Raw genomic sequence first — 14,977 nt, forward strand, 5'->3', positions numbered from 1 at the left:
TTAATATATTTATTAAAACTTATTTCTTTTTTTGATTATTATTAATTAAAAAATACCCATAACTCCTATTATCTCAACAATTATCAATTCATTATAAATAGATTGAATTACTAAACTTAAATTAATATTTCTTTAGTTAATATATTAAAAATAATATTTTTTCATTAAAAAACAAGGGGTTTTTATGGCTAAGCTTTTAATTGTTGATGATTCTACAATGTTGAGAGATATGCTAAATTATGCATTAAATGAAGGTGGTTACACCGATGTTGTAGAGGCAGTTGATGGTGTTGATGGATTAGAAAAGGCTAAGGCTCAAACGTTTGACCTTATAATTACAGATGTAAATATGCCGAATATGGATGGGTTAACACTTATAGGAGAATTAAGAAAGCTTTCTGCTTATTCAAGTAAGCCAATTTTAGTTTTAACAACTGAAAGAAGTGATGAGATGAAAGCAAAAGGTAAAGCTGCAGGAGCAACTGGTTGGATTGTTAAACCTTTCGTTCCAGAACAATTGTTAAAAGCAGTTAATATTGTACTAAGTAGATAAAAAAAGGTTATATTATGTCTGGATTTGATATTTCTAAATACAGAGAGATGTTTGTTGAAGAGGCTGAAGAGCTTTTTGAATCTGCTGATAATGTACTATTAGAAGCAGAAAACAACGGAACTCTAACTGACGAAGAGATGAGTCAACTTTTTAGAGATGTACACACATTAAAAGGAAGTGGTGCGTCTGTTGAATTGACTTTATTCGCTGAATTTACCCATGATGTTGAAAATATGATGGATAAATTAAGAAACCATGAGATTGAGTTTATACCTGAAATGGCTGGAACTTTAATTGATGGTTTAGATGTAATGAAAGAACTTTTAGATTTAGAAGTATCAGGTACACTTGATAGAGCAACTTTTGAAGATATGACAGTTTCATTACTTGAAGATATTAGAGCATATATTAATGGAGAGATTCCAGGTTCTGTTTCTTCTAATGATGTTGAGAAAACTGAAAAAAATGAAAACTTTGGTTTTTATGAGCAAGAAGTTAATGATGATAAGTTTAATGTTTCATATGGATTTTTCAAAGAAGAAGATTTTGAAACAGAAGATGGAAAATATGGTTTCTTTGATGAGGAATTAGATAAAAAATCTGAAAATTATGTAGCACCTGAAATTGTTCATGATGATAACGATGACTTTGGATTCTTTGATGATATGCCGGACATTTCTCCTGATTCTGAAATTGAAGCTAATAATGAAGATCAGAAAGAAGAGTTAGGGAAACCAGCTGAAATTACCAATAGTGAAGAGGTATCTAAAGTTGCAACTCCAGAAATTAAAAAATCTATGCCTGCAAAAGCAGCTACCCCTACTGCAAAAGCAGAAAGAAAAGCAAGACCTTCTAAAGACGTTGAAAGAGAATCAACAAAAAAATCTTCATCTTCAAATATTAGAGTAAATCTTGATAAGATTGATTTACTTATGAATAATGTTGGAGATTTAGTTATTACTAATGCAATGTTAACTCAATTTTCTACATCGATTGAAGAAACTAAAACAAGAAATGCTGTACTAGAAAGACTTGAACTTCTTGAAAGACATATTAGGGATATGCAAGATTCAATTATGAGTATCAGAATGGTTCCAATGGAATCAATCTATTCAAAATTCCCAAAAGTTGTTAGGGATATTTCTAAAAAACTTGGTAAAAAAGTTGAATTTAAACATTATGGTGATGGTGTTGAAATTGATAAGGCTATGATTGAAGGATTGACTGATCCATTAATGCATATTATTAGAAATTCACTTGATCATGGTTTAGAAACTCCTGATGTAAGAGTTGCAAATGATAAAGAAGAAGTTGGTGCAATTACTATTTCTGCAGAACAAGCTAATGGTCAGATGATTATTACAATTGCAGACAATGGTAAAGGTATTGACATTGAAAGAGTTGCAAAAAAAGCTTTAGATCAAGGTCAGATTGATGAAAACCAATACAAATCTATGAACGATAATGAAAAAGCAATGTTAGTATTTGGAGCTGGAGTTTCAACTGCAGATGAAGTAACTGATATTTCTGGTCGTGGTGTTGGTATGGATGTTGTGAAAACAAATATTCAAAAACTTGGTGGAGCAATTAAATTAGATACAGAGCTTGGAAAAGGTACTGTGATTACAATTATGCTACCACTTACCCTTGCAATTCTTGATGGATTGGATATTGCTGTTGGAGATCAAAAATATATTTTACCTTTAAGTTCAATTGTAGAATCATTACAACCAACTCCAGATATGATCAAAAAAATCGGAGATGGTTCACAAGATTTATTAATGCTTAGAGAAGAGTTTATCCCTGTTGTAAGATTACATAATCTATTTGGAGTAGAACCAACATTTGATAATTTAGAAGATGGGATGTTAATTGTTGTTAAATCAGGAAATCAAAAAGTTGCGATTTCAATTGATGAGTTCCTAAATCAACACCAAGTTGTTGTAAAACCACTTGATAAAAACTTTAGAAGTGTTGAGGGTATTGGAGCTGCAACGGTTAGAGGTGATGGAAGTATTGGATTAATTCTAGATGTATTAGGAATAATTAATGCTCAAATAAAAGTTGAAAAAGACATGAATGTCGCTCAAAGAGCATCTTAACAAGTATGTTAGATAATAATGCTTTACATGATAGAGTAAAAAAGATACTTTATTCTTTGACAGGGATTACCCTATCAGAGAATAAAGATATTATGATTGCAAATAGACTTCATAAATTAAAAAGAGATACAAAATATACTGGTGATATCGAAGAGTTATTAAATACTATTGAAACTGAAGGTAATTATCAAAAAGAATTTATTAACTCTTTTACTACAAATAAAACACATTTTTTCAGAGAAGATTTCCATTTTACAGATTTAAAAGAAAGGGTTTTGCCACAATTTGTAAAAAGTGGAGAGACTGTAAAGATGTATTGTTCTGCCTCTTCTACTGGTGAAGAGCCTTATTCTATGGCAATGACAGTTCTTGAAACATCTGAGGAATTGAATAAAAATATAAAAGCAACTATTTTAGCAACAGACATTGATACAAATGTGCTTCAATATGCAGCAAATGGTGTTTATAGATATTCAAAATCTTCTAAAGAGTTCCCTTCTTGGATTAAACCCCAAAAATATTTTAAAAAAAGAGTTCAAAAGAATTTAGCATCAGAAGAGGTTTTAATAAAAGTAAAACCTGAATTACAAAATATGTGCACCTTTCAAGTGATGAATTTAAGTGATTCATCTTATCCTTATGAAAAAAACCAATTTGATGTAATATTCTGTAGAAATGTATTGATTTATTTTTCTACAGTTGATCAAAATAAAATATTGAGAAAATTGTTTAGTCATTTAAAAATAGGGGGGACTTTATATTTAGGACATTCTGAAAATCCCCATGATTTAATAAATTTTGTTCAAAGAATAGGGCAAAATATTTTCATTAAGACAAAGGAATTAACTTGATTATAATCGGACATAAAGATGGAAGTATTGAAAAAGCTTCTAATGCAAGATTTACTCAACAAACAAAAGGTTTCTTAACTCATACAATTATTGGAGGTGAGTTTGCAGTTGGTAGGGATGCAGATAATATTGCATTTAAAACACTTCTTGGTTCATGTGTTGCAATTATGTTTTATGATACTGTACAAAAAATAAAAGGTATGAATCATTTTTTATTACCAACAACAAACAGTACCAATGATGATATGAAATATGGACTTTATTCTGTTGAAGCAATGCTTAATGAGATGTATAAACTTGGATGTAATAAACAAAATATGACTGCAAAAATATCTGGTGGAGCAGATATTATGCAAATAAATGTTAGTAATATATCAATAGGGCATAGAAATGTTGAATTTGCAAAAGATTTTTGTAAATCAGAAGGTTTTAAACTAATAAGTCAGCATACTAGAGGTGAACATGGTAGATTAATTCTTTTAACTGATACCTTTCAAACATTTATTAAAGTTACTCAAAAAAGTGAAACAGATAATAAAATTCTTAATGAAGAAAAAGCTCTTCAAACAGAAATTACAAAAGCACCAGTTATCAAAGAGTATGTTGGAGCGGTTGACTTGTTTGGCAATGATACAACTACAAAAGCTGAACCTGAGATGGAAATAGAATTATTCTAATAAGAGGATAGGGTAAGTATGTATACAGTTTTGGTTATAGATGATTCTCCATCAATGAGAAGAATTATAAAAGATATGATTAATAGTATTGATGAGTTTGAAGTAATTGCTGATGCATATGATGCATATGATGCAAGAGAAAAGATTAAAGAGTATGAACCAGATTTAGTAACAATTGACATAAATATGCCCAAAATGAATGGTGTTACATTCTTAAGGAACCTTATGCGTTTACACCCAATGCCAGCTGTCGTTATATCAGGTGAGGGTGTTAGGGGAAATGATATTTTTGATGATGGTGCAGTTGGATTTATACCAAAGCCTGATTCAGGAGAATCTATGGCAGCATTTGCCAAAAGAATAAAAGAGAGCTTATTAAACTTAACTTTTCTTCTTAAACGATATACCTTGAAAAAACCAACTCCTAAAAAGAAAGTAATATCGAAAAAGCATATTGATATAGAAAGAAAAATACACCCCGATGAAGTTATCAGATCAATACCTGCAAAAAACACTTTTGGAGCTAAAAAAATTGTTGGAATTGGTTCATCAACAGGTGGAGTTGAATCATTGTTAAAGGTCTTTAAGAATTTAACAAATAACCTTCCTCCAATTTTAATTACACAACATATACCTTATGGATTTTCAAAATCATTTGCCGATAGATTAAATGACAACTCCAATTTAGTAGTTCACGAAGCAACTGATGGAATGGTATTAGAAGAGGGTCATGCTTATTTGTCTCCTGGTAATATGCACTTAACAATTGAAAAAGTTGGAAGTGTTTATAAGACTAAACTACTTGATACCGTAAAAGTAAGTCATCATAGACCTAGCGTAGATGTTATGTTTAGATCAATCAATAATGTTGTAGGTGGTGGATCAACTATGGCTATCATGATGACAGGTATGGGGGATGATGGATCAATTGCAATGAAAGACTTATACGACAATGGTGCATATACAGTTGCGCAAAATGAAGAGAGTTGCGTTGTCTTCGGTATGCCTGCAAAAGCTATACAAAAAGGTGCTGTAAAAGATATTATACATTTAGATGATATTGCACAATATATAATAGATTTTAGTTCTGGGAAAAAGAGATAGGAGTCTTAAGGTAATATTTAATATAATTTGGAAATTATAGTTTCCAAAAGTAAAATATATTATAAAGGCTTATATTGAAATATCCACTAGACTTTGAATCATCTTTTAACAAAACCTATTTATTCTGGTTGTCAAGATTTATTAGAAATAAAATCACTTCATTGTCAAACCGACAAGTAAAAGATAAAGAGCGTTTAGCAAAAATTCTACAACAGTTAGTTAAAGGTTTTGACTCAATTGAACTATTAAAAGATATTGTAAAAGAAGTTAGAAATATTGGAATTAATAGTATTCATGTTTATTTTATCCCACTTTCAAAACTCTTTAATTTCTTAGACAATTATGGAGCTTCTTCTATGAAAGAGATTGATGAAGAGCTTTTAAGTGATTTTCTTGCAACTGAAACAAGTACTTTATCAGATGCTACTAAAAAGAACTATAGAATTGCTTTGACAACTTTTTTTGGTTACATAGATAAACAAAATGAAGAATCTAATGGATTTGTATATAGATATGGAATTGAATTAAAAAACTGGGGTGGTCTATCTGGGAAAAGTGGTACAAAACTGCCCTCTTTTATGCAAAAAGAAGAAGTTCAAAGATTTATTGAAGGTATTGATTTATATCCTTTTAGTACTAAGATAGCTGATAGAAATAGACTTATAATAAAAATAATACTATATACAGGTATAAGGGTTAGCGAGGCAATTAATATTGATTTAAAAGATTTTAATAAAGATGAAGATGCTTATATTATCCAAGTTCGTGGTAAAGGTAATAAACCTAGAGTTGTCATGATAAAAGAATCTATAATAAAAAATGATTTGATGGCTTGGTTAGATATTAAATGTTGCGATAATAACTTACTTTTTTGCAATCAAAAAGGTAAACCTTTAAGTCAAGCATATATTAGTAGTATAGTCGAAAAAATACTTTTAAGTGTTGGTATTAGAAAAGAAAAAAATGGTGCTCATATGTTAAGGCATACTTTTGCCACCCTACTTTATCAAAAGAGTAAAGACCTGATACTCGTTCAAGAATCATTAGGTCATGCAGATATAAATACATCCAGAATTTATACACACTTTGATAAAGATAAGTTGAAAAAAACTACAGATATTTTTTAAACAGTTCTCTACCAGAGAGAAGCTGTTTCATAGTCATCTTCCTGACTATCTTCTATTTCTAAATATATTTCGTCATCATAATCTAAATAAATAGAATATTCACCAATGTTTATACTATCTTGTATATTTCTTTTATTCAAATAAGTATCATCATTTTCGGTAGAAAGATCAGATAAATAGTATTCAACCATTGAAGGTGCCATTGTATTAATACTAGCATCTAATGAATCAAAAGAATCAACACCAAAGGTTGAAAACAAAGAAATTTTATTTAAAAGTAAAATCATATACTATTTATTAAAACCATTAAGAAGTGATGCCATTCTATTTAAGTCTATCTTATCAGATGACTCTTCTTGTTTTTTATCTTCTTCTATTATTTCTCCAAAAGAATCTTTAATATCTTTTTTAGGAGCTTCAGAAGCATCAATATCTAAAATACTATCAGAGTGTTCTTTTTCTAAAGAAGAAGGGTATTTGTTACTCTCTTCTTCTTTATTGGTATAATTTGGAGCAGCAGGATGATTTTTTTTACTTAATAAACCTTCAATTTTATCTAGCATAGAGCTGATATTTGATGAATCTTTTTCTGTATTATCTTGAAGTTCATTTACATTATCTTCTAATGTTCTTTTATTTTCTTCAAGATCTGCTATTTTATCTTTCAAATTGCTAACTTCACTATTTAATTTATTATTCTCATCTTGTAATTGTTCGTAAGAGTTTTGTAACTCTTCATAGCCTTTAATTAGTTTCTCCAAAGCATCATTTAATTTAGCGATAGTTTCAGCATTTGTCATTTACATATTCCTTATAATTTTTCATATGATTTAAAAGCCTTATTATTACAAAAATTAACTAATAATTCCATCAATTTTTAATAAAGAATCAACACTTGGTTCTCTATTTGTAAGTTCAAAGAATAGTTTGTCCATATCTTTTGAACCTCCATTTTTTAAAATTGTATTTTTATACTTAACAGCCAAGTCTTTATTTAATACTTTTCCTGAATCAATAAACATGAAAAAAGCGTCAGCGCTTAATACTTCAGCCCATTTATAAGAATAATAACCTGCTGCATAGCCCCCTGCAAATATATGACTAAAACCATTTTGGAATTTATTATATTCTGGCGGAGTTATTATTGATACTTTCTTTCTTACATTATCTAATACTTGTTGAACTTCATCTTCTGTTTCATATAATTTTTGATGTAATTTAAAATCAAATAAAGCAAATTCAGCTTGTCTTAGCATACCTAATGATGATTGAAAATTCTTTGCATTTATAATTCTATCAATTGCTTCATCACTTAAAACTTCTCCTGTTTCAAAATGTTTTGCAAATAGTTTTAAAACCTCTTTATCATAAGCAAAATATTCTAAAAATTGTGAAGGAAACTCTACAACATCCCATGCTACACCAGAAATACCACTAACAAGTGCTTCAGGAACTTTACTTAAAAGATGGTGTAGGGCATGTCCCATTTCATGAAATAGCGTAACAACATCATCATGTCTTAGTAGTGATGGAGTATCATCTTTTGCAGGTGGAAAATTACCAACAATGTATGCTGTTGGAAGTTGTTCTTTACCATTTGAATTTATATAGTAAGAGTGCCAATTATTCATCCATGCACCACCTCTTTTGTCTTTTCTAGCTTGTAAGTCAATATAGATTCTAGCAATAACTTTACCATCTTCACTTATATCATATACATTAACTGTACTATCCCATGCATTTGCATCTGTAAGTGTAAATTTTATATTAAATACTTCATTTAAGAAATTAAAAAATCCATTCAATACAGAGTTTTGCTCAAAAAATGGTCTATAATACTCTTGGTCAATATCATATTTAGCTTTTTTCAGTTTTTCACTATAGTATGCTAAATCATAACTTTTAAGATTTGTAATATCATCTTCTTTTGCATACTCTTCTAATTCTTTTAATTCTTCTTTTGCTTTGTCTTTTCCTTTTAAAGCCAATTCTTCTAAAAATCCAACAACTTCATCTTCTGTTTTAGCCATTTTTGTAGAAAGTGAATATTGTGCATAATTATCAAAACCTAAAATATTTACTTTTTCATATTTTAATTTTAATATCTCTTCAATAATTTTTCCATTTTGTGGTGCTCTAGTACAATAAGCTTTATAAATCTCTTCTCTTTTTTCTCTATTTGAACCATATGTAATATATGCTAAATAAGATGGCATTTGAAGTGTAAACTTATATTTAGTTTTTCCATCTTCTTCAAACTTAGCTAAAGCTAAATCTGATTTTGGTAACTCTTTTACATCTTCAAAATTATCAATAATCATCTCATAACTATTAGTTGCATTTAAAAGGTTTTGTGAAAACTTATGAGATAGTTCACTAAGTTTTAAATTCAGCTCTTTAAGTCTATCTTTCTTTTCATTATTTAAATGACATCCACTTAATTTAAAATCTCTAATTTCATTTTCTAGTACTTTTTTTTGTATATCATTTAATGTGCTTCTATTGTTATCTTGTATATCTTTTAAAGATCTATAAATATTATCATTTTGAGATATCACAGTCTCATAATCTGAGATTAAAGGAAGGCACTCTTCATACACTTTTGTCGTTATTTCTGAATTTTTAACTGAATCAATATGAAAAATTGGAGTTAGAAATTCATTTACCCTCTCCCCTATTTCTTCATATGGTTTTACAAAATTTTCATATGTTTTATTTTCAATTTTTAAAAGTTCATCAATTTCATTTTTACTTGTTGTTAACAATACTTCTAAATTACTTTTTGCATTTTCTAAATTACTTATATTGAATTCATTAAACATTTATTACTCCTATTTTTTTAATTTGTTTTAATTTTAAAGTGAAACCTCTATCAAACTCTTCATAATCTTTGTAGAAATTAAAGTCATTTAGCTTTAACGATTTCAGATATTTACTTAAAGGCTCTTTTTGATCATAACCCATTTCGCATAAAAGATAAAGAATATTTTTATTATAGGTTTCATCTATAATCTTTTTTAAAAGTTCATCTCCAACTTTTCCACCAAAAAGTGCATTTTTGGGTTCATACTTTACATTTTTAGGAAGTTTATAATCATCTGATATATAAGGAGGGTTTGAAATTGTCATAAAAATATCATCTTCAGCTACATTCTCATATAGATTGCTCAATCTAAAATCTATTTTTTCTTCAACATTGTGTTTTTTTGCATTCTCTTTTGCTAGAGTTAATGCATCTTCATTTATATCAACTGCTATAATTTCAATATTTTCTATTAGTTTTGCTAACATTACAGAAATAATTCCAGAACCAGTCCCTATTTCTAATACTTTGATTTTTGATTTTTGATTTTTTAATATCTCAATAGCATTGTCTACTAAAAGTTCAGTTTCTGGTCTAGGGATTAAAACGTTTTCTCTAACAACAAAACTCTCTCCATAAAATGAAGCTTTTCTTATTAAATACTCCAAAGGATAGTTTGTTGCTCTTTTTGATACAAGTTTTTTTAGTTCTTTTTCTTTTTCAAACTCTTTATTGTAGTTAAGATGTAGCCAAATTGGATTTTTCTCAAGTAGATATCCAATTAATATCTCAACCTCCTTTGCTGGAATATGAGTTACAAGTTTCAATTCTTTAGAATATTTTCTTACACAATCTTTTATTGTCATATATAATTACCTTTTATAAAAGATGCAATTATAGTCAAAAAAAGATTACTCTAGGATATAAAGTGCTAATTCGTCAGCCAAAAGAAAGTTTTTGTTGTAAATGTTATCTTCTATTAATGTTAGTTTTTGATTATCTATCAATTCTTTAGTTTTTATTTTTTGATTATCATCTAATATATTAATATTAAATCCATTTGAGCATCTAAGACCCAATAATACTTTCTCAATAATAACATCCTCTTCACTTAATTGTTCAATCTCATATTCACAAGGATTTGAGATATACTTTTCTATAAGCTTATTTGGATAATACCTAAGCTTATCAACACAACCTACAGCTCCTGCACCAACTCCTAAATAATTTTTATGTTGCCAATAACCATAATTGTGTTTTGATTCATTATCCTTTGTTTTAGAAAAATTAGAAATTTCATATTGATTAAAGCCATTGTTCTCTAAATATTTAAATATTTTATATGATAACTCTTCATCATCAATCTTTATTTCAGATTTATTAAAAAATTTTGTACCCTCTTCTAAAGTTAAAGAATAAGCACTTATATGATCAATAGGTAATGAAAAAATTGTATCAAAATCATTTTTTAAAGAAGCAAAACTATCACCTTGAACTCCATAGATTATATCACAGTTAATTCTATTAAAACCTATACAAGAAGCATTTTGTATAGCTGTTATTGCTCCTTTTGCATTATGCGCACGATTTAATTTTTTTAACTTTTCATCATCAAAACTTTGCACTCCAAAACTTATTCTATTGACTCCATAATCCTTCATTCCTTGAAGCCATTTTTTTGTAGCAGAGTTTGGATTGCACTCTGTTGTAATCTCTGTATTTTCTGTTTTGTATTTATTTATCAATTTAAAAATATTTTCATAATCTTCTATTTTTACAGTACTTGGAGTACCCCCTCCAATAAAAACTGTTTGTAAAAATTGATTTTTACTCATATTTTTTTCAAGTTCAAATTTTAGTTGTTTTTCTAATGCCTTCATATACTCTTTTTTTAGATGAAATCTATCTGTATATGAGTTAAATGCGCAATAGTGGCATTTAGAATCGCAAAATGGTATGTGTATGTATAAAAGCAATTTTTAATCCTAGTTTTATTATAATATGCGGCTAATTATAAGGGAAATATTATTTATGACTGATAAAAAAAATGACGAATTAAGTAAAGAAAAGAAAAAATATAGACCAAATGTAGCGGCAATAGTACTATCAGCAAAATACCCTGAAAAATGTGAAGTTTTTATCGCTTCAAGAACTGATGTAGATAATGCATGGCAATTCCCACAAGGTGGAATTGATGATGGAGAATCACCAAAGCAGGCTTTATTTCGAGAGCTTGAAGAAGAAATTGGAACAAGGGAGATTGAAATAATTGCAGAATACCCCCAATGGGTTAGTTATGACTTCCCTTCTTCAATTGCAAAGAAAATGTACCCATTTGATGGACAAATTCAGAAGTATTATTTAGTAAAATTAAAAAAAGGCGCAAAAATAAACATTAATACCCATATCCCTGAGTTTAGTGAATATAAATTTGTACCTACAAAAAATATATATAATTACATAACTTTTTTTAAAAGAACTGTATACAAACAAGTTTTAAAGTACTTTAAAAAAGAAGGTTATATTTAAAGGTTAGTAAAATTAGATGTTAAAAGTTTTAAAATTTGGTGGAACAAGTGTAGGAACATTAGAAAGAATTCAAAATGTTGCTGAGATAATCAAAAAAATCAGAGATGAAGGTGATGATGTTATTGCAGTAGTGTCTGCAATGAGTGGTGAAACAAATAAGTTAATTGAATATGCAGAATACTATTCAAAAACTCCTAAGGCTGACGAAGTTGATATGCTTTTAAGTTCAGGGGAAAGAGTTACTTCTGCTTTACTTTCAATTGCATTAAATGAACAAGGTTACAAGACCACTTCTATGAGTGGAAGAGAAGCTGGTATTGTTACAGATAATGCTCACATGAAAGCTAGAATTGAATCAATTGATACTTCAAATATGAAAAAAGCTATTAATGATGGTAAAATCATTATTGTTGCAGGTTTTCAAGGTATTGCAATGGATACAAATAGAGTATCAACCCTAGGTCGAGGTGGAAGCGATTTAACTGCTGTTGCAATTGCTGGAGCAATAGAAGCAGATGTTTGTGAAATTTATACTGATGTTGATGGGATATATACAACAGATCCTAGAATAGAACCAAAGGCAAAAAAGCTTGAAGAAATCTCTTATGATGAGATGTTAGAGTTAGCAAGTGCTGGTGCAAAAGTTTTACAAAATAGATCTGTTGAAATGGCAAAAAAACTAAATGTAAATTTAGTTTCAAGGAGTAGCTTCACGCCTGAGGTTGAAGGAACATTAATAACGAAGGAAGAGAATATTATGGAAAAACCAGTAGTAAGTGGTATTGCATTGGATAGAAACCAAATAAGAGTTGGAATGTATGGTGTAACAGATAGACCAGGTATCGCTTCAACAATCTTTACTGCTCTTGCGGATGCAAAAATCAACGTTGATATGATTGTGCAAACAGTTGGTGTTGACGGTAAAACTGATTTAGATTTCACTATTCCTACTACTGATTGGGAAATTTGTAAAGATGTTATGGAAACTTTTAAAGATGAAGTTGGAAATATTGACTACAATGACAAGATTTGTAAAGTTTCAATTGTTGGTGTTGGGATGAAATCACACACTGGTGTTGCATCAAAAGCTTTTACTGCACTTGCAAATGAAAATATTAACATCAGAATAATCTCTACTTCTGAAATTAAAATTTCTGTAATTATTGAGGAAAAATATGCAGAGTTAGCTGTTAGAGTTCTCCACGATGCATATAATTTAGATAAATAGGTAGAATATAGTGCAAGAATTTTTAAATTGGACAGTAGATACTATTAGGGAAGATAGACTTATCTCCCCTTGGCTAGAGGAAAAAAAGTATGAATGGGTTCCTTTAGTTTCTAAATCAATAGTAAATATATTTGAAAAAGGATCTTCTGTACTTATTATCACAGATAGTGAGAGAGATTGGTTTTTGAAATATATTTTAACTAATCTAAATTCAAATAGAAAAAATAGACCCTTTCTACCCTTTTATAATTTTAAATCCTTTTATAAAGATTTAGATGATTTGAAAACTGAAGATGATATTAGTTTTATAAAAGATATGTTAAATATCTCTTTCCCAAATGGCTATTGTTTTTGGTATATTGGTAAAAGTAATGATATTAGAGCCAATTTACCAAAATTTTCAAAAAATTCATTTCTATGGATTTTTGATGAAGAGATACAAGATGCTTTTAATTTAAAAACAAGTGATGAGGCTTTAGATATGAAACTATTACAGATGTTCAGATTATATGACAAAACTTTAAATGCTGCACTTTTTGCAGAAATTAACGTAGAGCATTAATGATAGAAAATAGAATTGAAACTCCACATATTTTAATTGTTAACGATATTGATTATACTTTAAACTCTTTAGTTAGTCATTATTCTAAACATCAAATTAGAGTTATTAGAAATGAAGAAAAAGATGAGTTTCTATTGGCTCAAGCAAACTTAGCTGTTAAAGAAGCCTATATCTCATCAAATGAAAAGAAGTATATAATTCTATGTGGAAAAACTTTTAGAAGTGAAGCTCAAAACTCTTTATTAAAAGTGCTAGAAGAACCACCTGCGAATATTGTATTTATAATCATTACAAATTCAAAATCTTCTATTCTGCCAACTATTTTTTCAAGGATCCCCCATAAGTTTTTAAAAAGAAGTATCTCAAGAAATGAAATTGATATGGATATTTCTAGATTAGACTTAAAAGAATTATATGTATTCTTAAAAGAGAATCAAAGAATAAATAAAAATGATGCAAAAAAGATAGTTGAAACAATCTTATTTAAAGTTAATTCTCAAAAAATTAAATTAAGCCAAAAAGAGCTTGAATTATTTTCTAAATCAATTAAATTATTAGATTTAAATTCAAGACCGATAAATGTTTTAACAACTTTACTTTTAATGCTTTTAAATAGAGAAAAAGATTTTAGATGAATTTTACAAAAACAAAAATAATGGGTGTGGTTAATTCAAACGAAGACTCATTTTTTCAAAATAGTAGATTTGAAGGTAAAAATGCCATTGTAAAAATGGAACAGATGATCGAAGATAAGGCAAGAATAATAGACTTAGGTGGAGTTTCTAGTAAACCTGGCTCAATCGCAGTATCTGTAGATGAAGAACTATCAAGGGTAAAGCCAATAATTGATTTAATCTATGAACAAAAACTTTATGAAAAAGCTTTATTTTCTCTAGATTCATATGAACCAAAAGTTCTAGAATATGCTTTAGATAGAGGTTTTAAAATTGTAAATGATATAACTGGGCTTCAAAATGATGAAGTTTGTAAAATAACTGCAAAATACAATGCTAGTGCAGTGATAATGCATATGCAAAAAGACCCTTTAAATATGCAAAACAATCCTGAATATAAAAATGTTGTTTTAGATATTGATAATTTTTTTAAACAAAGAATTGAAAAAGCAAAATATTTTGGGATAAAAGATATTATTCTTGATGTTGGAATCGGTTTTGGAAAAACTCTTGATCATAATCTGCAGCTAATAAAAAATCTAAAGAATTTCAAACATTTTGGTTATGAATTATTAGTTGGAGCAAGTAGAAAATCTATGATTAATATGATTTGTCCCTCTGAAACACAGGAAAGATTACCTGGTACTTTGGCAATTCATCTAGAGTCTATTAAAAATGAAGCTTCTATTATCAGATGCCATGATGTAAAAGAACACTACCAAGCAATAAAGGTTTTTGAAGCTATAAATAGTGCTAAGATACTGTAA

16 protein-coding genes are annotated in these 14,977 nt (G+C 28.5%); 11 read left to right on the forward strand and 5 right to left on the reverse strand.

All coding sequences use genetic code 11. The features are described 5' to 3' along the window. Positions 1-184 precede the first annotated feature (184 nt). The 6 genes from AC2TY9_RS11470 to AC2TY9_RS11495 all read left to right on the forward strand — a co-directional run bounded on the left by AC2TY9_RS11470 (position 185) and on the right by AC2TY9_RS11495 (position 6,414). Positions 185-553: a response regulator gene (locus tag AC2TY9_RS11470; protein ID WP_489777626.1), complete on the forward strand. Its 369-nt coding sequence runs from the start codon at positions 185-187 to the stop codon at positions 551-553. Between the two features lie 14 nt (positions 554-567). Next, on the forward strand, positions 568-2,655 hold the full coding sequence (locus AC2TY9_RS11475) for a chemotaxis protein CheA (protein WP_489777628.1): 2,088 nt from the start codon (positions 568-570) through the stop codon (positions 2,653-2,655). Between the two features lie 5 nt (positions 2,656-2,660). Next, entirely contained in the window at positions 2,661-3,506 is an 846-nt protein-coding gene (locus AC2TY9_RS11480) for a CheR family methyltransferase (RefSeq protein WP_489777629.1), read from the forward strand. Further along, positions 3,503-4,183, forward strand: a complete 681-nt coding sequence (locus AC2TY9_RS11485) for a chemotaxis protein CheD (RefSeq protein ID WP_489777631.1) — start codon at positions 3,503-3,505, stop codon at positions 4,181-4,183. The genes AC2TY9_RS11480 and AC2TY9_RS11485 overlap by 4 nt, the downstream gene beginning before the upstream one ends. Before the next feature lie 18 nt (positions 4,184-4,201). After that, on the forward strand, positions 4,202-5,287 hold the full coding sequence (cheB, locus tag AC2TY9_RS11490; protein ID WP_489777633.1) for a chemotaxis-specific protein-glutamate methyltransferase CheB: 1,086 nt from the start codon (positions 4,202-4,204) through the stop codon (positions 5,285-5,287). A gap of 74 nt (positions 5,288-5,361) precedes the next feature. Beyond that, on the forward strand, positions 5,362-6,414 hold the full coding sequence (locus AC2TY9_RS11495; RefSeq protein ID WP_489777635.1) for a tyrosine-type recombinase/integrase: 1,053 nt from the start codon (positions 5,362-5,364) through the stop codon (positions 6,412-6,414). An 8-nt stretch (positions 6,415-6,422) separates the two neighbouring features. On the opposite strand, the gene AC2TY9_RS11500 is transcribed toward AC2TY9_RS11495, so the two are convergent. Genes AC2TY9_RS11500 through hemW form a run of 5 tightly spaced genes read right to left on the reverse strand, consistent with a single transcriptional unit; the run spans position 6,423 to position 11,193 of the window. Further along, entirely contained in the window at positions 6,423-6,674 is a 252-nt protein-coding gene (locus AC2TY9_RS11500; RefSeq protein ID WP_489777636.1) for a hypothetical protein, read from the reverse strand. A 30-nt stretch (positions 6,675-6,704) separates the two neighbouring features. Beyond that, positions 6,705-7,214: a hypothetical protein gene (locus tag AC2TY9_RS11505; RefSeq protein ID WP_489777637.1), complete on the reverse strand. Its 510-nt coding sequence runs from the start codon at positions 7,212-7,214 to the stop codon at positions 6,705-6,707. Between the two features lie 54 nt (positions 7,215-7,268). Continuing rightward, positions 7,269-9,236, reverse strand: coding sequence for a M3 family metallopeptidase (locus tag AC2TY9_RS11510; RefSeq protein ID WP_489777638.1), 1,968 nt, complete (start codon positions 9,234-9,236; stop codon positions 7,269-7,271). Continuing rightward, a complete protein-coding gene (prmC, locus tag AC2TY9_RS11515; RefSeq protein ID WP_489777639.1) occupies positions 9,229-10,083 on the reverse strand; it encodes a peptide chain release factor N(5)-glutamine methyltransferase in 855 nt (284 codons plus the stop codon). The genes AC2TY9_RS11510 and prmC overlap by 8 nt, the downstream gene beginning before the upstream one ends. A 45-nt stretch (positions 10,084-10,128) precedes the next feature. Further along, on the reverse strand, positions 10,129-11,193 hold the full coding sequence (gene hemW / locus AC2TY9_RS11520; protein ID WP_489777640.1) for a radical SAM family heme chaperone HemW: 1,065 nt from the start codon (positions 11,191-11,193) through the stop codon (positions 10,129-10,131). Positions 11,194-11,248: 55 nt separating this feature from the next. On the opposite strand from hemW, the gene AC2TY9_RS11525 reads away from it, so the two are divergent. Genes AC2TY9_RS11525 through folP form a run of 5 tightly spaced genes read left to right on the forward strand, consistent with a single transcriptional unit; the run spans position 11,249 to position 14,977 of the window. Beyond that, entirely contained in the window at positions 11,249-11,746 is a 498-nt protein-coding gene (locus AC2TY9_RS11525) for an RNA pyrophosphohydrolase (protein WP_489777641.1), read from the forward strand. 16 nt (positions 11,747-11,762) lie between these two features. Next, on the forward strand, positions 11,763-12,974 hold the full coding sequence (locus tag AC2TY9_RS11530) for an aspartate kinase (protein ID WP_489777642.1): 1,212 nt from the start codon (positions 11,763-11,765) through the stop codon (positions 12,972-12,974). Between the two features lie 10 nt (positions 12,975-12,984). Further along, positions 12,985-13,536, forward strand: a complete 552-nt coding sequence (locus AC2TY9_RS11535) for a HobA family DNA replication regulator (RefSeq protein ID WP_489777643.1) — start codon at positions 12,985-12,987, stop codon at positions 13,534-13,536. Next, entirely contained in the window at positions 13,536-14,171 is a 636-nt protein-coding gene (locus AC2TY9_RS11540) for a DNA polymerase III subunit delta' (protein WP_489777644.1), read from the forward strand. The genes AC2TY9_RS11535 and AC2TY9_RS11540 overlap by 1 nt, the downstream gene beginning before the upstream one ends. Then, positions 14,168-14,977 carry a dihydropteroate synthase gene (gene folP, locus AC2TY9_RS11545; protein ID WP_489777645.1) on the forward strand — a complete coding sequence of 270 codons (810 nt, stop codon included), beginning with the start codon at positions 14,168-14,170 and terminating at the stop codon, positions 14,975-14,977. The genes AC2TY9_RS11540 and folP overlap by 4 nt, the downstream gene beginning before the upstream one ends.

This window comes from Arcobacter sp. ISO1, from assembly GCF_058105185.1.